This window comes from Ochrobactrum sp. AP1BH01-1 (assembly GCF_018066705.1).
GTDB lineage: Bacteria > Pseudomonadota > Alphaproteobacteria > Rhizobiales > Rhizobiaceae > Brucella.
In genome coordinates this window covers 106,616-128,735 of record NZ_JAGPOU010000007.1, presented here as the reverse complement: position 1 = coordinate 128,735, position 22,120 = coordinate 106,616, and the positions used below count along the sequence as shown (strand labels likewise).

Genomic DNA, 22,120 nt, shown 5'->3' with positions numbered 1-22,120 from the left:
AAGCTCCGCGACAGGCGTGCCCGCCTCGTGCTCCTTCAGAATGCCGATGATCTGTTCGTCTGTAAAACGGTTGCGCTTCATTCTCTGGTCCTCTCAATGGGCCAGAGCTTACTTCAAAATGGATTATTTCAACGGGGCAAGGTCACAGGATTTGAACCTACGGCCTTCAGGTTATGAGCCTGATGAGGTGAGACCGTTAAAAAAATCGATCCAGTGAATCGATTTTAGGTCGAACGGGCTGCTCCACAGAGCTTGCGCAAGCGGCATAGCTGCGACCAGGATGGTGTGCGGATCAACGCTTTTAGTATTTTCAGGGGAGTTTGGTTGCGGGGGCAGGATTTAATCTTAACTTGCGATCATCGCATCCACCACATGCTCTACTAAAATCTCTTTCTGCCGGTAACCGCAGCGGCCTATTTCGTACCGCAGCGTAAACCCATGTAAAATCAAGTTCAATGCGAAGTGTCATGCCCCACGATGGGTGGAAGCATGGCCGGACCGTATAACCAACAAAATGTTGCAGATCGTGGAGAATGATCTTTGGATTGCCGCCCCAGGCCATCGAACGAAACTATACTGGGTGACATCAGCTCGCGATTTCGTACACGTCTTCTTGCCTGCATTCCCAAAATTACGCGCTTCTTCGTGTGAGAACACGGAAAAACTGCCGCTATATATTTCGCGCCATACGTTGTCGATGGTTCGAGATTTTCGACTTAGGATTAGCGAGGGCTTCTTCAATTTTTGCAATAAACAGTTGAGGATTTACCACGAGATCGCGCCACAAGACCCATGCGGCGTAGCCTGAGTCAATGTTGTCTTGAAGTCGGGCAGGCTTCCAAGTCCCATTTCCCTCCCAAACGATACTTGGCAGCCCGACACCAACGAGGCCCATCTCCTGCCCCAGCGAGGCATGAATTTCCCAGTCTACATAGCGGCGTTTTGGAGTTTCGGCGCCGCAGAGCACGATCGTACATGAGCTGCCGTGGAGATGGGTATCACGGATGCGCCGCATGATGTACTCAAAGCTGGTACTGTCGATCGCGCGGTCTAGGGAATTATCGGTGATCGTCTCAAGGCCATCGTGGAAATGAGCAGAGAAGCTATCGTACGCAGCCTGGTCATTCCGATGGTGGTAGCTGACGAAAACTTTGCGGCGCTTCTGGCTATCAAAATAGTGGTCCATTGAAACTAGCTGCGACTTTTTACGAAGCGGCGGGTCGCGTCGGTTTTCACCACGCGATACGAAACAAATTCATGAGCGAGTACCTGATAGTCAACGATCAGCCGTCGTGCCAACAGATAGCTCAAAGCGGGGTTCATTCTCCTACGATCCCAGCCGTACCGTTCAGCCACCTTGCTAGCTTCATGGGGGAACTCATCATCATTGACCAAGTCGGCGGCGATCCTTAAGGCATCCTCCTCAGCCGACCAGTCCATGAAATATTTATCAAACTGGGCAAACAAACTATCTTTAGGCAAAATGCGCCTAAAGCTTTCTGTGACCATATCACGCAACTCATGCAATGCGTCCTCGACGTCTTCTTCGGACGTATCCACGGCTATAGCTAGCTCTTCGATCGTCTTCTGCGGATCTCCGAACATGGCCGTCTGCGTGGATTCCACGAATACCTTCGCCACCGCGGTTGCGGTTTTAGAAAAGCCAGTTGCTGGAAGTTCTGTCGTGGTGGGCGCCGGTCCGAGCTCCGGCTTGAGTGACAGACCATGCACCGCGTTGACCAAATTGCGCAGGTCGTTATCAAATGACGGAAGAGTCATTTCCGGAGCAAGCTTTCCGGACAGCAGTGGAGGGAGCTCACTCGTTGAAATTCCGTACCGTAGAGGGATAAAGCGAGCTTGTCCGCTGATCTGTCTAACGAGACCCGCATCCATTTCCTCTTGTACCCAAGGTCGCTCCAATGCGCTCGGTGTGAGCAGCACGATAAAGTGGGTGCAATTTCCCAATCCTTCATCGATCTTTCGACGTAAACTATCGCCCGGGCCGATCTCCCACTCGGCCCACCAGGTATCGATCCCCTTTGCCATGAGCCCTCTGGCGATTCTCCCTGCAAACTCTCGATCTTCGAACGGGTAGCTAAGGAAAGCTTTAGGCGTTCCTCTGCTCAGCGAACTGAAGTGGGTTGCGTTTTGTTCGTCGTCCGACAAGCTCAGTCTCACGATTTGCAGTAACTCCGGCGATCCTTCGATGGTCAGCCGGATATCTTCGAGGTCGTCACCGTGGACCAAAACGGTCGGGAACTCGTCTGTTTCCGAGTGCCGAATTGCCGAGATTTTCTCCCAGAGTTGATCTTTCACTCCATCGACCATGGCCTTCTCAAGATCAGAGGCGAAATCCTTGGAGTTGAAGGGGCGTCCATTGTAAGTCACTCCCAAGTCTACCTCCTGTCCGCGATGCATCGAAATCCATATGAACGAAGCAAGAACGAAATTCAAGGGAGCCACCTTCGTTTCCAAGGCTATCCCCATCTAAAGCAAGTCGAGAACTGTTTCCTTGTAAGGTATTGCCGTTGCCGAGAACCCACAGTTATTGTTGGAAGCCGATTTGATTTTCAACGGCGTTCTGAACAAGCCGCGACGATAGGGATATGAAAAACAGCGACGAAGATCTCCCTCCCCTCACCCCCGCCACGACAGCCAGACTGGTCTACTTAATTACTGCCCCGTTAAGAGCGGCATGCGAAGCTTCTCCAGGGCGCATTCCGTCAAATGAAGCGACTAAGCTAATGCTCAAGCGAGTATCGCCCAACAACAAGCTGAGTTTTGCCACCTTGGACAGATATTGGGTCATTGTGGCCGACGAACTTACACAGATCTTAGATCGCATTCTGGCTTATCAATACGTGACCCAGTATCGAAAAGAGCTGCGATCAGACGCGCAACTGATGAACGCCTGGCAAATTCACAGCCAGAGCCTTCGCAGCGGAGAACTCTACATCGTTCAGGTTCGAACGGCCGAACTCCTGACGTTTTTGGCACAAATTTGTAGCGACTGTGGCCTTCCAGTAAGCAATCAGAGAAGCGCGTTTGATCGTGCTTTTGAGAAGCAATTCCAACGTAGGCTACGTGAACGGCATCGTCTAGTTCACGCCCACGAACGCCCTTCTATGGAATCTCGCATTATTTCTCTTATGAGCGCGACCTCGGATTTCGCCAACGAGGAGGTAACTCAAATATTCTCGGAGACGCTAGGACGCACGATGGAAGGCGCGCAGGCGAACCATACAACCGAAACCGGTTTGACAGTCGCGAACATTGAAAAAATCCACGAAGAGGCTTCGATCGTTGAAGCGCGGCAAATGCTTAAGCTGGTCGCTGACAGCCTGATTGCGACATTGCGCGATACGACCCCAAAGCCCCAATGAGTCTGACCACTATCAGTATTTGAAGAACGCCATCGGTTTCGGGATAGGTGCCCCCCTTACCGTACGGTTCCCGTGCTTAAAGCAACATCGTCCCTACATATGTGCCTATAGTCCAAGTCTGTCTCCAAATCCGACCATTCCATGGCATCGAGGTCCCCCCCCCCCCGCGTGGTCGCAGACACGTTTTGTGAGTGCGCTTGGCGCGGTAGCGAATTCGAAAATGTTGTCCCCTGTCGAAACTGTTGCCACCACATCGTTTGACAGATTAAACGCCAAGGCAGATATCTGAGACCCATCCAGTGAACTGACACCGATGCTCTTTCGTTCCTTCAGGTCCCACAGAAGTACATTTCCACCGACATCCGCCGCTGCCAGTGTGTTTCCATCGCGTGAAATCGCTATTGATGTTGGGCCTCCAGCCATCGCGTCAGGCATCGGCAAGTAGCGGACATTTTGTAAGCTCGTCTCCGCAATTGCGAGCGACCGCGGGTCCTTGCCTGCGGTTGCACCTTGGATTACCAGAGACTTGTCCTCTGGCGTGAAGGTTACAGAAGCGATCTCGCTGGAGATAAGCGAGTTCGTTAGCGGCTTTTTAGAGGGCCGTTGCAGGTCATAAAGCCGAACCGCACCATCCGTTCCTCCGACAGCCAATTTCTCGGCATCGGCACTTAGACCGATGCTCCGCGCGTCAAAGTTCAGCTTGATCTCGCGCTTGGCAGTCTCGATAGAAGAGCCAGGAGCAAAGATCACTACTGTGCGGCTATCTTGGAGGGCCGCTGCCAACTGGCCGTTTGCGCTGAGTGCGAGATCCGCGATTCGGGTACCCGCTTTTAAATTCTGCTTCGCCACCGCTTCCGACGACAGCTTGCTTGAGAACACCATCCCATCAAAGGTGCTCCACAGCGCGAGTTGTGCATCAGCTGCGATAACGACGTTTTCGACAGGTTGGCCCGTAACGTCAACAAACCCCTCGTCATCGGGCTGCCGATCAGGCATTTCGATTAACTCGCCTGTCAACTTTCTTCTGAGATCGAGCAAATCCAGCAGCTGAACCCATCCTGTAGATGCAAATTCCCACACACTGGCACTATCATCGCCTTTGCTGACAGCGAAGATCTTACCGCTTTTGTCTACAGCAAGTGTGTCAACACTCCCGTGCGAGAAGTGCGATACGGGTCTTGCCCCAGAACCATGTCCGTCCAAACGCCAGAGTGCCAATACTCCATCCCTTCCAGCCGACACGAGAAGACGGGTACCGGGGACGAATACGAAGGCACCGACCTGATCGCTATGTGGCTGCATTCGATCCAAAAGAGGAGACCCTGAATTGTCCCTAACCTCCATTACGCCGTCTGGATACCCAACAGCTATTGCCCCTCCTGCCATTTGTATCTTCGTATTTACGATCATGGGAGGTAGCTGAAAAAGGAAGCCCATGGGGTCAGACAAAATGGCTTGCTGCTGGGCGTCCACCTTCATAGTCCGCACCAGTCCTTCGTCAGTAACCTCGACGAACCGATTGGTATCACCAATATCGGCAACATTGAAAACCTCAGATCCTTGTTTCGGGATTTTTGCGATGGGCGCACCGCTTCGAGCATCAAACACGTTCACGTAGCCTGAACCGGTGCCAGCAACGATTTTATCCACTCCAAGAAAGGTTACTGCGTTGACGCGCAGTTGGTCGGACAAGTCTATTGCCGGGAAGCTGAGCGCGAAGGAGGGATAATCTCTTACTTCCATTACACCACGACCATCGCCCATCGCTATCTGATCACCAGTTGGCGAAACGGCCAATGAGCGCACCCCCTGGTCTTTCATCGCTCCTACATTTGTCAATACAGGGTGTGGTGCGGGTCGAACTTCTCGATGACGACCATCAGGACCTAACATTTCCACTCGCCCCGATTGAAAGCCGATGAGCACCGAGCCTCCAGAGACCATGACCATTGCACGAACCTCGCCCTCTCCGCGGGTTTGAAGCAACGGCTTTGCCTCTAGAAACGCAGCGCCAGAAGCCGCATTATCATCGTTGAACTTCAAAGGCACTTCCACAATTGTCCCATCTGAAGTTCCGAGTAGGAGCGAGCGAGTCTCCGTTCGATACTCAGCCGCGGTAAACTCAAAATTTCGCAGTTGCGAAGTAGCGACTAAGTTTCTCCATTGGTCTAGCTTTGCCAGCAACTTCGCGCGTGCTGTTGCCGTACTAATTACGTTTACTGCGTTTGCAGCGATCAAGAGTTGCTGGGTTACACCTCTTGCTGAGTCTGCTTCCAGTGCCAAACCGCGAGAGACGGCTACCAAGTGCCTGCTTTCGGCAAGTCGCCATTGGTAAAACGCAACACCTCCAGCTATGATGAGCGCTAATGCAGCTATTGACGACGCCGTGAAGACGTTCCGCCAAAAGCGACGTTGTGCCTCAAAGCCAGCTTGAACGAAAGCGGCAACTTCCCCCGCATCAAGGAGACCAGCAGCTGTCTCCAGCAACTTCTGTGCTGCGAGAAGTTTAGCTCCGGAATAGAGCAGGCTTCTGTCCTTGCGCTGCCGCTGATGCCACAATTTCGTGTCACGATGCAGGATGAAGGGGGTGAGCCCACGCCGGGAAATTTGCCCATCATTGAGGCCAGTCAGAGCAAGGTGTAACTTCCTGATACTGTCGGGCTCCAGCCGCGAACCACGGAAATCGACATAGTTCAGCGCCCGGAACACACTGCCAGACGCTAACCGGGCAATGTCGCTGTCTAGAACGCCGGGCAACATAACCGGAATCAGCTTGAATTTTGGATCTGCCTTGTAACGGGCGACAGCCAGCTCAGCTTCCCAAAGATGCGTGGGACCCCAACCATTTCCACCGAGAAAAATTGCGCAGCATGTGCAAACGTTTAACTCCGACTCAATGAACGGCATGAAGGTGGCGCCCGCAGGAATACTGTAAACGTCTAAAAAATTCGCGAGACCGTATTCGCTCTCAATTTGCTCCGCGATTTCTCGAACGATCGGCTTGTCACTGTTGTTATGGCAAAGAAACACCCTATGATCGACCGCTTCCGTCGTCTCAGAGGGCAGTGTGGCACGAAGCACTTCCTGCGAAGAGACATCTGGCATCTGGGCGCCCTTAATTATCACAACTGCATTTACGTTGCCTGCGTATCAACTTGCCGCCTTAACCCATATAATTCGGACCCGACTTCGAGGGCGCGTTTATTCCTGGGGTCTCACTGTTTACCGCGGCTGTGTTGTTCATCTCGCTCCCAAGGCTGATCCACCGAAGACCTCATTGGAAAATTCTCGGCGTATTGGTTCATCCACTTGTCCAGCTTTATTGATCGCTTCTTCGCAAGCTCCCCAATGATCGCTTTCATGAAAAGCTTATCGCCAACGTGCTCACCAAGAGCGCGGTATGCTTCGAACTGGGTCTCAGAGAAGAATTGATCCGCTGTCGAATGGTGAGGGAACATCGGTTCATCAAGACGGTACCTCTTGAGAAATTCGCCTTCATTTCCCGTGAGAGATAGTTTCACATAGAGAAGATGTCCGATCTCCCACGGATTTTCGTTATTGCCGGTCGGATAACGAATTCGACAAAAGCGAAAGTGCGACCGGCTAAAGCCGGAGTCTTGGAGGCGTAGCTCATCCAGGTCCACATCAATCTGAATACCCATATCGATATATGCCAAGCGCTGAAGGTTTGTCAGCGCATGGAAGGTCATTTTGGGATCGGCCTCACCGTCCACCGCAACGATGTAGCGGCAGCGACGTCTGAGGAGTTCGTAGACACCAAGATTTTCGATATGACCGCCATCCGAAATGTTCGAATAGGGCAGACTTTCATCAGCGTTTCCCCAGAACTCGTGCACTAGATAACCAAGGCCAGGCCCATTTCTTACAAAAAAAGAGTCGGTTGGCGGAATAGCTTTCGGCGCAACCTTTTGTGGATCTCTCAACCAAGCGTTCAGGCGAGCATTGAACAAGGTTAACCAGAAACTGCTGCGTCTTGTCGTTCGCAGTCCCATTTGTGGTGAAACAGCCGCGCCAGACAAAGCCATCGCCGATGCCAGGTCCAGCAAGGGGTTGCAGACTTCCCAAGCGGAAGTCTTACTATAACCGATCAAATTACTCCCAGTCATGTGCGGGGTGAAGGAAAAGACGTCAGCAAGACGGCCCCGCATTCTTGGCTGTTTTGACCCGGGAGCATTGAGAGCGCAATTGATAATGGGATACAATGTCTTGCTGCATTCTATTTCACTCACCTTTGGTGGTCCGTTCCCGACCGCAACATGAATAAAAGCCGTCGCGAGCTTAGATCGGTAATACCGATGGAGTGAAGTCTCATTGACATCGACCCATAACCAAAGCAGGAGGAGGCTGGCAGCAATAACGGCAAGCGTAATCGCCGTGTGAAAAGGTTCTGGGTCGCTAAACACAACATAAAATGAGTGTTCAACGAACAAAAGAAACACAATGGCGATCCCAATGACTGCAGCCGACCTCATCTTCACGTACACTGCGGAAATGGCGCCTAGTATGGCAATCAGAATCGCGGCAACCAATATAGCGGCAGAGAGACCATCCAATGGTTGGCCGGTGGAGCCATCGCCGGCAAGCCAGAATATCGTGCTATGAAAGGTTTGCAGCGTTTTCCACACCAGCGGGAGGCAAAAAACTGCACCCAGAGCACCGTGAATTCCGTTCAACTCCTCGAGCCCCAACTTTTGTGTGCGTGCCACAAAAGCTAGAATGGCTAACGCGAAGACTGGGCAAATCCACGCGACCCAGGACGGAATTGCGTAGTAATCGACGAGGCTTTTGACGCTGCGTTCGCCCGCGGCAAAGAAAGCTATCATGCCAAAGAGCAGCAGGACATTTACGAAAACTCCATATGTCGAACGCATGACCAGAAGCAGTCGCTCGACAAATCCCGCCGAGAGAAAACTGGCGCGTTGGCGCACGCCCATCAAAAGGTCAGATTCTTGCTCGTTTCGCTTGAATGGCTGTTGTTCGCTCTCCAGCCCCATATCCTCCGGCAGGTTTTTCTTACCCAGAAGGGAAGCGAGAAAGCAGCCGGTATATCCCCCGCCTGACACCGTTGATAGGTAATCGAACTGAGGCAATAGATTTCTCCTAGCGAGGGCCGCTAAGACACCAAGCGAGAAGGTGGCACTCCTGATCCCCCCTCCGGAAAGCGCGAGACCGGCTGCACTGTCTTGCTCAGTCTCGACGACATAGCTGCGCCGACGGCTGATAACCGCCTCCTCCTCTGTCGCCTTAAAATCAGCAATATTTCCAGCGGGTCGCCACTTTGCCATCGGCGAGCGTTCTTCGCCGTTGCCCAGCGCCATCGCGGGCGAAGGATCATAGGAGGTGGCATCCGCGCCCTGCAGACGAGCTAGGGCACGCTCCAATTCTCGAAGACCAATTTGCAGATCATACAACTCGGCGCGAAAATCATCAGTAGCATCGAGGGCTTCAAGCGCTCCAGCATTGCTAAGAGGGTGCCATTTTGCGGTGAAGGGCCTGACAACCGAATTCAGGGCGTGCCAAACTAAGATTTCGAAAGTTCCGCAACCAACATTCTCGGCGGTGATTTCGCGGGCATTCTTGAAAAGTTCGACGACGCTCTCAAGTGCACGTTTCTCAGTACCGCTTCCATAAGGAAGTCGAGCCGTTGCAATCCTGGAGATTAGTGTCGTTCGAAATTTATGCGCGGCAGCACGGTTTGGCTTGTCTTCAATCCAATCCATGCTGCCGTACACCGCTAGGAATTCGTTGCCAAAAACCTGTGCGCTCGAAAGTTTCGAGAGTTCCGAGTGAAACGTACTCTTCGTAACGGGCTCCTGATCGCCTTCAGTCATACTAACAGTTCTTTCCCGCTCGTGATCGGTCCTGCAAGCGTCGTAAGCCGCTTCGGACCGTCAGTCCAAAATCTTGTCATCGCCGCCTGAATAGCGGGCAGCGCTCTGATGGAACTGGAACGGGTCGTCGACAACGCGATTCAAGTTTGAAGCCTGTGTCGTCATCAACCAGTTCAGCAAATCCAAGCATTCATCCTCCATGAACACGCGATGTCCCCGGAGATTCGTGTAACCAATATCTTCGAGAATTCTTTTGGGAACTTCGGGCGCCTGCTTGCCAAAGTAAAAGAAGTGGTTCGAGATCAATACGCGGTCTGTCCCCGTGTCAGTCTTGATGTTGTGGATGTCGGGAGAGCCGTCCGGGCGGCTATGGTGCGAATCAAGCTGCTGCCAACTGCCATTCTCTTGGTGATAAATATTGTCACCAAGCATCATCGTCCGGCTGCCGTTTCTAACAGGCCGCTTGTCCTTGAATCTGGTATCCAACCAATACTCGTCAAACGACAGCGCCTCAGAAACGTGCATCGCAAAGATGCAGCGGCCCACCGCCCCCAACTTGGTACCGCCCATTCCTATAACCCAATCACCCTCTTGAGCCATCCGCCGCACCACTGGCTTGCATGTAGCCAGTGTACAAACCCCGTGGAACGGATTCGGGGCAAAACCAAAGTCCCGTGCGACAACGTACATGTAGACTGCCATTTATTAGCATCGCGAGGTAGAAGGAACGTGGACGGGAGGCCGGGAAGAACCGTCTGTATTTTGGAAATCGTTGTCGCTGCCTTCGACTGCATCAATAACTGCGTCCGGGTTCCAATTCACGAGGGTGCTTCCATAATCTTCGAAGGGGGGTGGAATGTCAGCTTTGGTACCTCCTCGGGTAAAAACCCCGACTATTCGCTTTCCGAGCTCATGTGCCTTCTTGATTTCCCAATTGACCCAAGGACGAGCATGCGTGTCTTTGCCAATGAGAACGATTACGGTCGACGCCCAAGCCATCTTGATCCGTAGCAAACGCTTAATTGCATTGTCGCTGACGAGCCCTTTGGCTAATCGTTCCTTGTTGGCAGGCTTAGCCCGGATGGAACTATTCCGGATCTCGTAGCCTTTCCGGCTGAGCGAGTCAGTTAGCTTTGTGACGTGCTCATCATCTGCGTGATGATGACTGATAAAAACGTGTCTCCTACTTGCCATTTGCACCTCCGATTACTTGACGAATCTAATACCATGGGTTGAATTAGAGCGCGATGGTTCGGGGGGACTTATGGCCGGAAAGTTGTTTATATTCGAAGGACCGGACGGCGTCGGCAAGACAACCATTGTCCGAGACCTGAAAAGACGACTGACCGGCAAGTCTTTTGAGTTCTTGAGCTTTCCGGGACGTGACGAGGGAACACTCGGCCAGGCCATCTATCGTATCCATCACCATCCAGAAGAATTCGGTATCCTGACCATGTCGGAACTTGCGCGACAAGCCCTTCATGTCGCCGCTCATATCGACGTCATCGAGACCCGGATCAAGCCTTGGATTGCGCAAGGAAAAAATGTCGTACTTGACCGCTTTTGGTGGTCCACGCTGGTTTACGGAACAGTGGGCGGCGGTCAATGTGAGGCGCTGAGCGAACTTGTTGCGGCCGAAGAAACTGTCTGGGGACCTCTCTTGCCAAGGGCAGCTTTTCTGATCGATCGGGACAGCCCAATCAATCGGAGGGAGGACCTTACGTACTGGCAACAACTTCGTACGAACTATGCTCAACTTGCAACGAGGGAAACCCAGAAATATCCCGTGCATACGGTAAGGAATATCACCTCCGTAGCAGAAGCGGTCGACCAGATCGAAGCAAAAATTGCTCGCATATCGGTCGAGTAGCTAATGCCTGAAAACACTGAGACTAAAGCTCCCGGTGCTCGGGCAAAATCGATGGAATTATAGAAGCTTTTTTCCCCGAGGTTGTGAAAAATGACGGAAATCATAAAGAATGTTTTCATCAGCCATATTCATGAAGACGACCACGGCCTGGAAAAGCTCAAGAAAATTCTGAGTGATCACGGTCTAGCGATCCGCGATTCCTCGATAAACTCAAGCAATCCGAACAACGCCAATAATCCCGAGTACATCAAAAGCTCGATCTTGGCGCCGCAGATTCAGTGGGCGAGCACGTTGGTAGTGTACGTGACCGCGGATACCCGCCACAGCGAATGGGTGAATTGGGAGATCGAGTACGCGGCCAAGCAAGGCAAGCGAATTGTCGGCGTTTGGGGGGAAGGAGAGCTAGGCTGCGAGTTGCCGGATGCTCTCAAGGAATATCACGACGCGATGGTGGGATGGCACGGAAATTCCATAGTTGAGGCCATTGTAGAGGATCAGGACAACACTGAACTTCCGAACGGCAACGCCGCTCCAATTCTTCCGATCAAAAGACATCCGTGCGGTGTGAAATAATGAGCATCTATTCCTACATCGTCCGATATGACAGTGGTTTCGCTCCAAATCCTTTCTACGGTTTTTGTACGCTTGCAACATGCAAGCCGCTGATACGAAAGCACGCCAAGATTGGGGACTGGGTTGTTGGCTGCGGAAGTGCGGATCGCGCTGTCCGCCGTGGTGGCCACTTGGTCCACGCTATGAGAGTCACAGAGACCCTTACTTTCCAGGAATACGACGCCGACGCACGTTTTCAACGAAAAAAGCCGATCCGCAACGGCAGCCGAAAGCAAAGTGCGGGAGATAATATCTACTTTACGGTTACAGGGACCGATGGATGGTCTCAGCGCGATTCCTTTCACAGCAACTCAGAAGGCCTCCCAAACCCACGACATGTTGCCAATGATACACAGGTCGACCGCGTCCTTGTGAGCAACCACTTCATCTACTTCGGTGGCGAAGGCCCGACATTTCCAGACGATTTACTAGACAGTAAAGGTAGGCACATCTGCAAGGACGGAATAGGGCGATCCAAGTTCGAAGACGCCGCCATGGAGACACGACTTATAGGCTGGCTAGGTTCGATCGGTCCAATGGGGCTGCGGGGATCGCCGTTCGAATGGTCGACTTTGCGATAGGGAGTGCAAGCGATGGCTGTCGGGTCTTTGAGCCTAAATGAATATCAAAGCCTAGCATCGAGGAGCGATCGTACCCGCGATAAGGGAAATGGGTTCGATCTGCCGGTTCTCGGACTTGTCGGCGAAGTTGGCAGTCTGCTCAGTGAGGTTAAGAAACGGCAACGCGATACCGCTGCCATTATCGGCTATGAGCAGACCGTCCTTGAGGAACTGGGCGACACGCTCTGGTACCTCGCGATTATAGCTGACCATGCCGAAATCAAGCTAGCGACCTTGGCGGGTGCGGACCAGGGCCTGGACCTTCCAGTCATGGTTTTACAGCCGCCACACTCTTTACCAATGAATACCCCAAGTGCACAATTCGAGAAAACCCTCCTGCGGCTTGCGGCTGCGACGGGCGAGCTCGCGGCCGCCGTCGACGGGTCTCACGGCGATAGGCCCCTTCTCCAGACGCGACTGGCTAATGTCCTGAGCCATCTTGTCCAGGCAGCGAACGAAGCCGAAGTCTCGCTCGAAGATGCTGCCAGAGCGAATATTAGCAAGACTGAGGATCGATGGCCGCAGGAGCGCCGATATCCTGCACTGTTCGATAACTCATTTCCGGCTGACGAGCAGCTTCCACGCTCCTTGACGATTGACATCTACGAACGTGTCGGCAGCAACGGGAAAAGCTACGTTCTCCAAAGTTGCAATGGCCTCTTCATCGGGGATCGCTTGACCGATAACATCATGAAGCCGGATGACTACCGGTTCCACGATGTTTTTCACTACGCTTACGCCGCCGTTCTTGGTTGGTCCCCCGTGACCCGCGCACTTCTCAAGCGAAAACGAAAGAGTGTTGGGCGAGTTGATGAGGGCGAGGATGGCGCTCGAGCTGTACTCATTGAAGAGGGCATTGCCACCTATATCTTTGGGGTCGCCAAGGAATTCAAATTCTTCGCAGACCAGGAACCCGGCGATCTTAGTCTAACTCTTCTGAAAAACGTGAGGCAGTTTGTTCGAGGATACGAGGTTCACTCTTCACCTCTATGGCTTTGGGAAGAAGCTATCCTCCAGGGAAACAATGCTTTCAGATTTCTTGGAGAAAACCGTCGCGGCCGGATCACGGTTGATGTAGAGAAGCGGTCGCTGTCGATAGAGGAACTTCCATGATGAATACCGTTCAGTTCGTAGAGACACTGGCTGACATGTCCTTCACGGATGCCTTCAATCCCTACTCTGAATCCTGTGACGATTTCGACCATGACGACGCTCCTGCCATTCGTCGTCAGAATTTGAAGCTTGTTCTCGACGCGGCAATCGAGCGGAAAGTCGATTCGATCTGGATTGCCCGTGATCTTGGCTACCGGGGTGGACGGCGCACCGGTCTTGCCCTGACCGATGAAGCACATCTGACTGATCATTCGGTTCTCTACGGGGACCTGCCGCTTGTCAGAGCGACCAAAGGTCCCGCTTTGGCTGAGCGCACCGCCAGTGTTATCTGGCAAACACTCAATCGCATCCAACGCCCGGTTTTTCTCTGGAACGTGTTCCCGCTCCACCCGCATGAACACGGTGATCCGCAATCAAATCGCTGCCATACACGTTCTGAACGAAACGCTTGCCGCCCATTGCTGAGTTGGCTTCTCGACGTCCTGGACCCGCGCGTGGTCGTTGCCGTCGGCCGCGATGCACAGGTCGCGCTTTCCGATTTAGGTATTGATGCGATGCAGGTCCGTCATCCGAGTTATGGTGGCCAGAGCGACTTCATTTCCGGGATTGAAGGTTTGTATGGTTTGCCGAGTAGCGCAAAGTCACCCCAGCAACTCGCGATGTTTTAAAGTTCACCTGAAAGTCCAGCCCCACCCTTTTGTAGCGAAATAGTGCCGCTGTTTAGGTGACACGATAATGCTCGGAGTTTTCCATTGGCGACTTTTACCGAGGATGAAATCAAGGACGCCGCGCGCGTATCGACATCTTCAATCAAAAAAACCGCAAAGGCCATCCTGGAAGAGGCTTCAGTCGCGCCTCCGGGTGGTTACGACGTTTTTTTGAGCTATTCATCGCATGAATCCGATGAACTGATCCTTGGGGTAAAAAACACGCTGATAAAGCACGGCTTGGCTGTCTATGTTGATAAATTCGATGATCCTCACATGAAACCGAATGATGTAAGCAAAGATACTGCAGAGACTCTCAGAAGCCGCCTTCGCCAGTCGAAGTCGCTGTTATATCTTCACAGCGAAAACTCAGGTCTTTCCATGTGGATGCCATGGGAACTCGGCTTTTTCGACGGATACCGGTCAAAGGTTGCCATCTTTCCGATAACGAAGACGTCCCGATCAACTTACGTTGGTCAGGAATACCTGGGTGTCTACCCTTACGTCGGGCAAGCCAATAATACAAACGGCGTCAAGCGCCTTTGGATCTGGGAGGAGAAAAACAAATATGCAGTATATCCGTCTTGGGTAAAGGGTGAAAAAGATATAACCTTGCGTTCATAGATATCGCCTCGCTAAATTGAGGCGAGGCCCAAGCGGCGCGTTTCCCTCATCCAAAAGCTTCGTACTAGAGGGACTGTCTCCTAAAAATGCCCGGAGCGTCTCTCGCAAAAGTTTGTCGATCAGGGGTGGCCAAATCTTCCGCCGTAGAAACTAACAAATCATGTGTTCCTTCTGGTAAGGTCGCGTAGCGGACCGACTGCGTTTGCTTCGCGTCATTTGAAAGCAGAGATCGGTGATTGGCCGCCGCCAAGCCCAAAGTGCAAAAAGGGGAAAACGATGACTGAACTAGCTCGCCCCTTTATTGTGATCTACGTCGTTTGGCATCCGAACTTTAATCTCGGGCCGCAGGTAGCGAAAGCACTGTTCGAGCATTTCCGCCGAGAGAGCTATGAACGAATAACCGGAGGTACCGGCATCAGCGTCGTGTACCGGTTCGCAGCTGCTGACGGTTCACCCGATCCGCTGCCGATCGATTTCAATGAGGCCGAGACCTCCGCCGTGATCGTTCTGGCGGATGACAATTTCGTCCGCGATCCAGTTTGGATGAATTTCCTCCAGACGATAGCCGCGCAGACTTCCGCCACAGGTCTGTCAACCAGGCTTTTTCCAGTTTCAATGGAACCGGGAACTATCGCTGCACTAAAACTCGACGAGCAAATTATCCGATGGTCTGATTGGAAGGGCTCCACGGAAGATCAGATCGCTGTCCTGGTCGGTCACCTGACGTTCCAGTTCTGCCGGATGCTTCGACATTATTTGGAGCATCTCAGGCGGCCAGAAGAAACTGCGCGCGCCTTGCTTGATTATCTCAAGAAGGTCGACATTTTTCTAAGCCATTCGAAACACGACAAAAGTGACACAGGGGTGCAGGTGGCAACATCCATCCGGAAAAAGTTGAGCAATCGTGATGGGTTGGGCAGCTTTTTCGACGTCTATGACATTCCCCCCGGCCTGAAGTTTCAGGATGTGCTGCTCACCCAGATTGAGGTGAGTGCGGTCATCGTCATCCATACGGATACGTTTTCGTCCAGAGAGTGGTGCCGCCGGGAGACCATCGAAGCCAAACGCCACAATCGTCCCCTCGTGATCGCCAATTGCCTTTCCGACAAAGACGAGCGCGGCTTCCCCTACTTAGGCAACGTCCCAATCATTCGTTTGGATCAGAAGAGGCCCAGACGCGTTGACGTTGTGATACGGGCGCTATTGGACGAAATTCTCCGCGATTTCCTTTGGCAATGTCGCGTGGAATTGATGAGACCTAAAGCAGGACCGGCTGTGACGTTCCTTCCCCGTCCACCCGAATTAATCTCTCTCGCCTCCCTCGTCCCCGCGACCAACGGTGAACCAGCGGTCATAGTCTATCCGGATCCGCCGCTGGGCGTCGAAGAGGAGCGGTTGTTTTATGCGATAGCGCCGCACATACAACTGCGTAGCGCCACCGAATGGTTAGCAGGAGCGGTCCGATGACCTATCGCGAAGTCCTGGAAGGCAAATCGATTGGGGTTTCTACTTCGGATAGCCCTGACATGGCAGGTCTCGGTCTCCAAATGGAGCATTTGCGGGATGCGATGGCCGAAATTGCGAGGCACATGCTCGCGTTGGGCGCGAAGCTTGTGTACGGCGGTGATCTGCGTACGAACGGGTTCAGCAATCTGTTGTTTGAACTGGCGGCGAGATACCGACGGGATTCGAGAGATCGAACCACCAGCGCCGTGACAAATTATCTAGCGTGGCCGGTCCACATCGTGCAGCAACCTGAGCAGATCGATCAGTTCGTCACCGATCTCCAAGGTGTAGCAGAACTGCGGCTGCTTGACATAGACGGCAAGCCTCTTGACCTGCGGGAAAGACACAACATGCAAACACTACAGCCGACGGAACCGGAGTGGGCAAGAGGGTTATCTGCCATGCGGCACACCATGATGGCGGATACGCACGCGCGAATAATTCTCGGCGGACGTGTCGACAAGTTCAAGGGCGAGATGCCAGGGCTTGCGGAGGAGGCTCTGTATTCACTGCAAGGCCACCAGCCGCTCTACGTGATGGGCGGATTCGGTGGTTGTGCGCGCGACATAGCTGAGGCAATTGGAACACTTGATAGTCAAATCGGACGAGATTGGCTTGGACGCGAGAAGTTCGCCGGATTCAAGGGTTACGACCTAAACAACGGCCTATCACACGAAGAAAATAGAATCTTGGCAAGAACGCCCCATGTAGATCAGGCCATCATTCTGATATTAAAAGGACTGACCAACGTACTAAACCGCTCTCACGCATTGTGATCAATCGACAGCGACCACCATCTTTTTTGCCGTTGACCTCGAGAGGTTCCGAGCCGTGCGCAAACAAAAGCGATAAGGCGGTTCACCGCCTTATCTAACGCACAACCACGATCACTGTCCTGCAAATCCTCGATAGAGGCGCAAAGAAATGAATTGCCACACCCACTATGTCCGAAATCTCCCCGTGCCCGTCAAATCACCCAGACCGAGTTCATCGACAATCCGCAAAGCTGTGCAAGGCGTCACCTCCAGCGCCTTAGTTACATGCCGGCAGAACAGGCGGCCGCGAGATAGCGATCTCGAACGGTTTCGGCCGCTTTGAAGACGTTTGCTGCCCCTCCAACTTCCGCCGCATCATTACGCGCGCCAACGCCAGCTTGTCATTCTCTTTGAGGCCGATCTTAACAGCCGCGATCAGGCCATGCACGATGGCGAGCAAGCGGCATCATCAGCGCCTTCGGATGCCCCCGCTTTGCACCTGCCGATTTCAGGATTTGTGTTTTGTGTCGGGGATTTAGCCTGTTTGATCGTAGCTGTTTAGCGTACTGGATCGTGGCTTTGGGCTATTGTTGGATAGTGTAGCGTAGGAATTGGTTGCGGGGGCAGGATCTAATCTTCACTTGCGCCCCGAGCAAGTAAAGATGGTTGCGGGGACCGGCGTCGATCATAACTTGCGATCGACGCCGGTAAAGATGGTTGCGGGAGGGCGCACCCATCATAACTTGCTGTTTCGGGCCGCCGCATAGCAACCTTGCCAAGGTTGGAGTCAAGGGTTCGAATCCCTTCGCTCTCTTCAGATTTCTAAAGGAAATCAAAGGATTGAGTAAGGGCCATCTTCGGGTGGCCCTTCCCTTTTTGGGCTTGGCCAACACCTGGTCAACACGAATGACGCCTGAGCAGGCAGGACGGGATGATCGCCTGAACACCAGCCGGACGATGCCTCGGCGAGCCGAACTGATTCGAGTCCGTCTCCAATGCGCATTGCCCAACTGGCTCGGGCAGACAAGTGGACCCGCGTATCGTTTCAGGCCGGGCGAGTTCCTTCACCGCGACCAGCAACAGCCCGATGGACAGGAGGGCCGGAATGACGGGTACACTGCCGCCATGCCAGCGTTTTGTTTCGGCGCTGGGCTGGAGATGCCCATAAGGATCAGGGCGAGAACGGCGTTTTTGCCGGCGCGATTCCAAGTCTCGAAGACGTCCGACTCTTGGCTCAGGTAAGATGAGGTACATCACAGGCGCCCAATCCCCGAACGATATCGAGCGCGCTCAAGTTCGATCCTTAAGGCTGCCTTAAGCCTCGTATAGAAATGCGACCTGGAACCTCGGGTGATAACCATGCGCGTGCTGATAGTCGAAGATGATGCCGTCCTCAGAGACGGATTGACGGTGGGCCTTTCGATTGGCGGCTTCACCGCCGATGCGGTCAAAACCTGCGAAGAAGCCGGCGCAGCTCTCACGAACCATGAGTTCGATGCGCTGGTGCTTGACCTGATGCTTCCCGACGGTTCCGGCCTCGACGTGCTGAAATCCCTGCGGGAACGGCAGGACGCCACGCCCGTCCTCCTCCTGACTGCGCGTGATCAGGTCGCCGACCGGATTCACGGACTGGATGCGGGGGCCGACGACTATCTCGGCAAGCCGTTCGACCTCGACGAGGTCGCGGCGCGGCTGCGCGCGCTCGTCCGCCGTGCCGCTGGCCGGCCGCAGGCGCTTATCGAATGGCGCGGCCTGCGGCTCGATCCTGCAAACCAGAATGTCGAACACCAAGGCGAACCCATCCGCCTGTCGCGGCGCGAATACTCGATTTTGCATGCCCTCATGATCCATCCCGGCCGGATCCTGTCGCGGAGCCAGATCGAGGAGAAGCTTTACGGCTGGCAGGAGGAGGTCGAGAGCAATGCTGTCGAGGTCCACATCCATCATCTTCGCGGCAAGCTGGGACCGGGCATGATCCAGACCGTCCGTGGGATCGGCTATCGCCTCGGAGACGAACCGTGATGCCGTCGATCTCCAAACGGCTGTTCCTGATCCTCGCCCTGACCACCGGTCTCGTCTGGCTGTCGGCGGTCGTCTGGATTTTCCTTTCCACGCGCGCGGAGGTGGAACGGGTTCTCGACGCGCGGCTGATGGAAGCCGGCCGGATGGTTTCCTCATTGATCGTCAGCCAGGAGATCGCCATCGATCCGACGCAAACGATCACGTCCGATCTGCCGGTGCGCGGCCACAGCGCCTATGACCGCCAGCTTTCGTGCCAGATCTGGTCGCTGCAGGGGACATTGATCGGGCGATCGGATGCGGCGCCCGATCAAGCAATGTCGGAGCACACCGACGGGATCTCCGAAACCGTGATAAATGGTGAGCGGTGGCGGGTTTATGCAATCACCAATACCGAGCGCGGTGTTCGCGTTCTGGTCGGCGACAATCTGAGTATCCGTAACGGGTTGGTGAACGACGTCATCCGCGGTCTTCTCCTGCCGGTCCTGCTGATGTTGCCGGTTCTTGCTGTCCTGATCTGGCTCAGCGTCAGGCGCGGCCTTGAGCCGCTAAGGAAGATCGCAGGCGACCTGGAAGCACGACCCGCCTCCGACCTCAGCCCGATCGAGGACGTGCAGACCGCGAAGGAGATTGCGCCGGTCTTGCAGTCGCTCAACGGATTGTTTGCACGCGTGGCCGGGCTTCGGGAACGCGAGCGCAACTTCACCGCCTTTGCCGCCCACGAACTGCGCACGCCGTTGGCCGGCCTCAAGACGCAGGCGCAGGTCGCGCTTGCAAGCGGCGATGGCACGATCCGCGAGCAGGCATTGCGTCAGATCATGGTTGGCGTAGACCGCACCGGCCGGCTCGTTCGGCAATTGCTGGATATGTCGGCGGTTGAGGCGCTCGACCAGGGCGAGCGTAGTGGGAAGGTATGGCCCGGGAGTATACTGAGAGCGCTCGCGGACGAATTAGCAGATCCGACCAGGGGCGTTGCGGTCGAGGTTTCCCCTGATCTTGACCGCATCGAGCTGGACATCGAGCCGGATCTGTTCGCTCTTGCTGCCCGGAATCTGATGGAGAACGCTGTGAACCATTCGCCGCCCGGAGGCGTCGTCAGGTGTCGTGTGGCCGGCCCCGCCGAAGAGGGCCAGATGATCATCGAGGATGATGGTCCCGGTATCCCCGAGGAGGAGTTGGCCCGCGTCACCGAACGCTTCTTTCGCGGCCGCAACAAAGTACCGGTCGGCAGCGGTCTCGGTCTCGCGATCGTCGAACTGGCGCTCGGGCGGAGTGGTTGGCACCTACGACTTCAGAATCGCGATTGCGGAGGGCTGCAAGCGGTGATGGCGAACGCCGCGTGACCCGTTGCACATACATGGTGCGGGGCGCAGCCAACTCATCTTCAAGAAGATGGAGTGCCAGCAGGATGCGCCAACGCAGGGAGTGATCTTCTCGCCGCGCGACGAAGCTATCCCACCAAAAGATGCCCCATAGCCGGATCTGCTATCACAACCAGCGGGCTCCCGTCGCGAACGTTGTCGGCGAGGTGGATGACATCCTGATTGATCATCCGGATGCATCCTGATGAAACGGCCTGGCCGATGGTCCAGAATTCCGGGTTTCCGTGGATGCGATAGATCGTGTCCCGGTTTCCTTCATGAATGTAGAGGGCGCGTGCTCCAAGTGGATTTTTCAGCCCCGGGTCCATGCCGCCATTGGCGATTGAGTAGGGCTCTAACTCGGGTTGGCGCGCAACCATTTCATCGGGAGGTGTCCAGCGCGGCCATTCCCGCTTGTATGCGATATGACGCCCTCGACCAGCCCACGAAAAACCGTCCCTGCCGACACCCACACCGTATCGGGTTGCGCGGCCGTGAGGCTGAACGTGGTAGAGGTAACGGTTTGGCGTATCGACGATGACGATTCCGGCTCGTTCATCGGTTGGATAGTCGACTTCCGTCCGCCACCATTTCGGATCGACCTTGGAAACGTCGACTTCCGGGATCGGGAAGCGCTCGTTCGGCAGTGCGTAGTACATCGGGGGCGTCGGCGGCGGAGGAGGCATCGAGACCGGCTGCGCGACTTGCGGTGTTTGCCTCGTGGAAACGCATCCGGCGAGAGTCATTGCGCTGGCGCCAATGAGGAAAGCGCGTCGCGCGATTGCGGGTGTCGGTAGCTTGCTCACGTTTCGTACGCTCTCTGCTTTGCGATCAATCAGGCCGCACAGCACGATGCCCATCTTAAGAGCAGCTTAAGGTAAGCGCGGCCGAAGATAGCGAAGCGGCGGGGACTTCAGGCGCCGGCCTGCGGCTCAAGTGATCCGGCCGAACAGGTTTTCGATTGGGTGGGGGCACTTTGTTGGAAACGCGGGCTTGCGTCGCAGGCGAGGAGCACTTTTCCGCCCTTAAGCGGGCCTTAAGGAACGCCCGCTTTGCCGCCGGTCCTGTGAAGGAGACGAGGATGCGGACGCGACTTTTAAGAAACAACGCCGTAGCGTCCGCGGAAGGTGTTGGATGCGGCATCGATGCTGATGCTCGACGCAAGAATGACCAATGGACCCGCCGCGAGCTTCTGCTCGGGGGCCTGGTGGTGCCGGTAGGATTGTTGGCGACTCCCAGCGGGATGGCCGCCGCCAATCCGGCTGCAATGGTCACGGACGTCGCTTCCTACCGGGAGAGACTGGAGCAGATCGCACGAACACATAGCTTCGCGCTCATCGACATCCGTGCGGATTGGTGCGCGGTGTGCCACCGCATTGAGCGGGAAATCCTCGCCCACCCTGCTGTGCTGCAACACCTTGAGGCTGTCCCTCTCGTCAAGGTGGACGTCACGGCGATGGACGAGGGAAACCGCCAGCTCCTCTCCCACCTTCGAGCGAGCGGCCCGCCGACATTCTTCGTCGTGGATGCAGCCACCGGACAGGAATACAACGGCACCCGTTCGGTCGGACCGTTCAGCAGGCGCGATCTCATGCGGCGGTTGCGGCCGTTCACCCGATAGTCCGGAGTCAGGATAAACTGCCGTCGCATCTTCGGCTCAATGCGGTCCTTAAGACTGTCTTAAGCTCGGGAGAGTGC

General features: G+C 54.6%; 21 protein-coding genes and 1 tRNA gene. 13 read left to right on the top strand and 9 right to left on the bottom strand.

Annotated features, from left to right (window positions below; translation table 11 throughout):
• The 3 genes from J9800_RS22265 to J9800_RS21635 form a co-directional block, all read right to left on the bottom strand.
• Nucleotides 1–81: transposase (locus J9800_RS22265; protein WP_353618732.1), on the bottom strand; the 81-nt coding region annotated here is incomplete at its 3' end.
• Between the two features lie 589 nt (nt 82–670).
• The gene (locus J9800_RS21640; RefSeq protein WP_210845931.1) at nt 671–1,186 is read right to left on the bottom strand and encodes a TIR domain-containing protein; all 516 of its coding nucleotides are present in this window, start codon (nt 1,184–1,186) and stop codon (nt 671–673) included.
• A gap of 5 nt (nt 1,187–1,191) precedes the next feature.
• Complete coding sequence (locus J9800_RS21635) at nt 1,192–2,388, bottom strand: toll/interleukin-1 receptor domain-containing protein (RefSeq protein WP_286167675.1); 1,197 nt, start codon at nt 2,386–2,388, stop codon at nt 1,192–1,194.
• Nucleotides 2,389–2,606: 218 nt separating this feature from the next.
• Here J9800_RS21635 and J9800_RS21630 point away from each other — a divergent pair, with 218 nt between their 5' ends.
• Nucleotides 2,607–3,383: a hypothetical protein gene (locus J9800_RS21630; RefSeq protein WP_114217293.1), complete on the top strand. Its 777-nt coding sequence runs from the start codon at nt 2,607–2,609 to the stop codon at nt 3,381–3,383.
• Between the two features lie 105 nt (nt 3,384–3,488).
• Here J9800_RS21630 and J9800_RS21625 read toward each other — a convergent pair whose 3' ends face one another.
• From J9800_RS21625 to J9800_RS21610, 4 genes are all read right to left on the bottom strand, one after another.
• Complete coding sequence (locus J9800_RS21625) at nt 3,489–6,488, bottom strand: toll/interleukin-1 receptor domain-containing protein (protein WP_210845930.1); 3,000 nt, start codon at nt 6,486–6,488, stop codon at nt 3,489–3,491.
• A 110-nt stretch (nt 6,489–6,598) separates the two neighbouring features.
• Nucleotides 6,599–9,235: a patatin-like phospholipase family protein gene (locus J9800_RS21620; protein WP_286167672.1), complete on the bottom strand. Its 2,637-nt coding sequence runs from the start codon at nt 9,233–9,235 to the stop codon at nt 6,599–6,601.
• 60 nt (nt 9,236–9,295) lie between these two features.
• On the bottom strand, nt 9,296–9,937 hold the full coding sequence (locus J9800_RS21615; protein WP_114217295.1) for an Nmad2 family putative nucleotide modification protein: 642 nt from the start codon (nt 9,935–9,937) through the stop codon (nt 9,296–9,298).
• A gap of 3 nt (nt 9,938–9,940) precedes the next feature.
• Entirely contained in the window at nt 9,941–10,429 is a 489-nt protein-coding gene (locus tag J9800_RS21610; protein ID WP_114217296.1) for a TIR domain-containing protein, read from the bottom strand.
• 70 nt (nt 10,430–10,499) lie between these two features.
• On the opposite strand from J9800_RS21610, the gene J9800_RS21605 reads away from it, so the two are divergent.
• From J9800_RS21605 to J9800_RS21570, 8 genes are all read left to right on the top strand, one after another.
• On the top strand, nt 10,500–11,105 hold the full coding sequence (locus J9800_RS21605) for a dTMP kinase (RefSeq protein WP_114217297.1): 606 nt from the start codon (nt 10,500–10,502) through the stop codon (nt 11,103–11,105).
• A gap of 90 nt (nt 11,106–11,195) precedes the next feature.
• A complete protein-coding gene (locus J9800_RS21600) occupies nt 11,196–11,678 on the top strand; it encodes a TIR domain-containing protein (protein WP_114217298.1) in 483 nt (160 codons plus the stop codon).
• Entirely contained in the window at nt 11,678–12,298 is a 621-nt protein-coding gene (locus J9800_RS21595) for an Nmad2 family putative nucleotide modification protein (RefSeq protein WP_286167673.1), read from the top strand. The genes J9800_RS21600 and J9800_RS21595 overlap by 1 nt, the downstream gene beginning before the upstream one ends.
• Before the next feature lie 12 nt (nt 12,299–12,310).
• Entirely contained in the window at nt 12,311–13,450 is a 1,140-nt protein-coding gene (locus J9800_RS21590) for a nucleoside triphosphate pyrophosphohydrolase family protein (RefSeq protein WP_114217299.1), read from the top strand.
• On the top strand, nt 13,447–14,118 hold the full coding sequence (locus J9800_RS21585; RefSeq protein ID WP_286167674.1) for a uracil-DNA glycosylase: 672 nt from the start codon (nt 13,447–13,449) through the stop codon (nt 14,116–14,118). Before J9800_RS21590 ends, J9800_RS21585 begins: the two co-directional genes overlap by 4 nt.
• 84 nt (nt 14,119–14,202) lie before the next feature.
• On the top strand, nt 14,203–14,781 hold the full coding sequence (locus tag J9800_RS21580) for a toll/interleukin-1 receptor domain-containing protein (protein ID WP_114217300.1): 579 nt from the start codon (nt 14,203–14,205) through the stop codon (nt 14,779–14,781).
• A gap of 276 nt (nt 14,782–15,057) precedes the next feature.
• On the top strand, nt 15,058–16,248 hold the full coding sequence (locus tag J9800_RS21575) for a toll/interleukin-1 receptor domain-containing protein (protein ID WP_114217301.1): 1,191 nt from the start codon (nt 15,058–15,060) through the stop codon (nt 16,246–16,248).
• Entirely contained in the window at nt 16,245–17,063 is an 819-nt protein-coding gene (locus tag J9800_RS21570; protein ID WP_210845929.1) for a hypothetical protein, read from the top strand. The genes J9800_RS21575 and J9800_RS21570 overlap by 4 nt, the downstream gene beginning before the upstream one ends.
• Before the next feature lie 165 nt (nt 17,064–17,228).
• On the opposite strand, the gene J9800_RS22260 is transcribed toward J9800_RS21570, so the two are convergent.
• Complete coding sequence (locus J9800_RS22260) at nt 17,229–17,309, bottom strand: hypothetical protein (protein WP_353392038.1); 81 nt, start codon at nt 17,307–17,309, stop codon at nt 17,229–17,231.
• Between the two features lie 456 nt (nt 17,310–17,765).
• Between J9800_RS22260 and J9800_RS21560 the strand changes: the two genes are divergently transcribed.
• The 3 genes from J9800_RS21560 to J9800_RS21550 all read left to right on the top strand — a co-directional run bounded on the left by J9800_RS21560 (nt 17,766) and on the right by J9800_RS21550 (nt 20,404).
• A tRNA-OTHER gene (locus tag J9800_RS21560) sits at nt 17,766–17,856 on the top strand.
• Between the two features lie 545 nt (nt 17,857–18,401).
• Nucleotides 18,402–19,064, top strand: coding sequence for a response regulator (locus J9800_RS21555; RefSeq protein ID WP_012092695.1), 663 nt, complete (start codon nt 18,402–18,404; stop codon nt 19,062–19,064).
• The gene (locus tag J9800_RS21550) at nt 19,064–20,404 is read left to right on the top strand and encodes an ATP-binding protein (RefSeq protein WP_012092694.1); all 1,341 of its coding nucleotides are present in this window, start codon (nt 19,064–19,066) and stop codon (nt 20,402–20,404) included. The genes J9800_RS21555 and J9800_RS21550 overlap by 1 nt, the downstream gene beginning before the upstream one ends.
• Nucleotides 20,405–20,511: 107 nt before the next feature.
• On the opposite strand, the gene J9800_RS21545 is transcribed toward J9800_RS21550, so the two are convergent.
• Entirely contained in the window at nt 20,512–21,168 is a 657-nt protein-coding gene (locus J9800_RS21545; protein ID WP_109707754.1) for a L,D-transpeptidase, read from the bottom strand.
• A gap of 335 nt (nt 21,169–21,503) precedes the next feature.
• Between J9800_RS21545 and J9800_RS21540 the strand changes: the two genes are divergently transcribed.
• A complete protein-coding gene (locus tag J9800_RS21540) occupies nt 21,504–22,043 on the top strand; it encodes a thioredoxin family protein (protein ID WP_012092692.1) in 540 nt (179 codons plus the stop codon).
• The last annotated feature ends 77 nt before the right edge of the window (nt 22,044–22,120 follow it).

What these genes read in the sequence shown, in the direction of transcription:
- J9800_RS21640 (WP_210845931.1), bottom strand. Translation starts at nt 1,186, where the DNA reads ATGGACCACTATTTTGATAGCCAGAAGCGCCGCAAAGTTTTCGTCAGC.
- J9800_RS21630 (WP_114217293.1), top strand. Translation starts at nt 2,607, where the DNA reads ATGAAAAACAGCGACGAAGATCTCCCTCCCCTCACCCCCGCCACGACA.
- J9800_RS21625 (WP_210845930.1), bottom strand. Translation starts at nt 6,488, where the DNA reads ATGCCAGATGTCTCTTCGCAGGAAGTGCTTCGTGCCACACTGCCCTCT.
- J9800_RS21620 (WP_286167672.1), bottom strand. Translation starts at nt 9,235, where the DNA reads ATGACTGAAGGCGATCAGGAGCCCGTTACGAAGAGTACGTTTCACTCG.
- J9800_RS21615 (WP_114217295.1), bottom strand. Translation starts at nt 9,937, where the DNA reads ATGGCAGTCTACATGTACGTTGTCGCACGGGACTTTGGTTTTGCCCCG.
- J9800_RS21610 (WP_114217296.1), bottom strand. Translation starts at nt 10,429, where the DNA reads ATGGCAAGTAGGAGACACGTTTTTATCAGTCATCATCACGCAGATGAT.
- J9800_RS21605 (WP_114217297.1), top strand. Translation starts at nt 10,500, where the DNA reads ATGGCCGGAAAGTTGTTTATATTCGAAGGACCGGACGGCGTCGGCAAG.
- J9800_RS21600 (WP_114217298.1), top strand. Translation starts at nt 11,196, where the DNA reads ATGACGGAAATCATAAAGAATGTTTTCATCAGCCATATTCATGAAGAC.
- J9800_RS21595 (WP_286167673.1), top strand. Translation starts at nt 11,678, where the DNA reads ATGAGCATCTATTCCTACATCGTCCGATATGACAGTGGTTTCGCTCCA.
- J9800_RS21590 (WP_114217299.1), top strand. Translation starts at nt 12,311, where the DNA reads ATGGCTGTCGGGTCTTTGAGCCTAAATGAATATCAAAGCCTAGCATCG.
- J9800_RS21585 (WP_286167674.1), top strand. Translation starts at nt 13,447, where the DNA reads ATGATGAATACCGTTCAGTTCGTAGAGACACTGGCTGACATGTCCTTC.
- J9800_RS21575 (WP_114217301.1), top strand. Translation starts at nt 15,058, where the DNA reads ATGACTGAACTAGCTCGCCCCTTTATTGTGATCTACGTCGTTTGGCAT.
- J9800_RS21570 (WP_210845929.1), top strand. Translation starts at nt 16,245, where the DNA reads ATGACCTATCGCGAAGTCCTGGAAGGCAAATCGATTGGGGTTTCTACT.
- J9800_RS21555 (WP_012092695.1), top strand. Translation starts at nt 18,402, where the DNA reads ATGCGCGTGCTGATAGTCGAAGATGATGCCGTCCTCAGAGACGGATTG.
- J9800_RS21550 (WP_012092694.1), top strand. Translation starts at nt 19,064, where the DNA reads ATGCCGTCGATCTCCAAACGGCTGTTCCTGATCCTCGCCCTGACCACC.
- J9800_RS21545 (WP_109707754.1), bottom strand. Translation starts at nt 21,168, where the DNA reads ATGACTCTCGCCGGATGCGTTTCCACGAGGCAAACACCGCAAGTCGCG.
- J9800_RS21540 (WP_012092692.1), top strand. Translation starts at nt 21,504, where the DNA reads ATGCGGACGCGACTTTTAAGAAACAACGCCGTAGCGTCCGCGGAAGGT.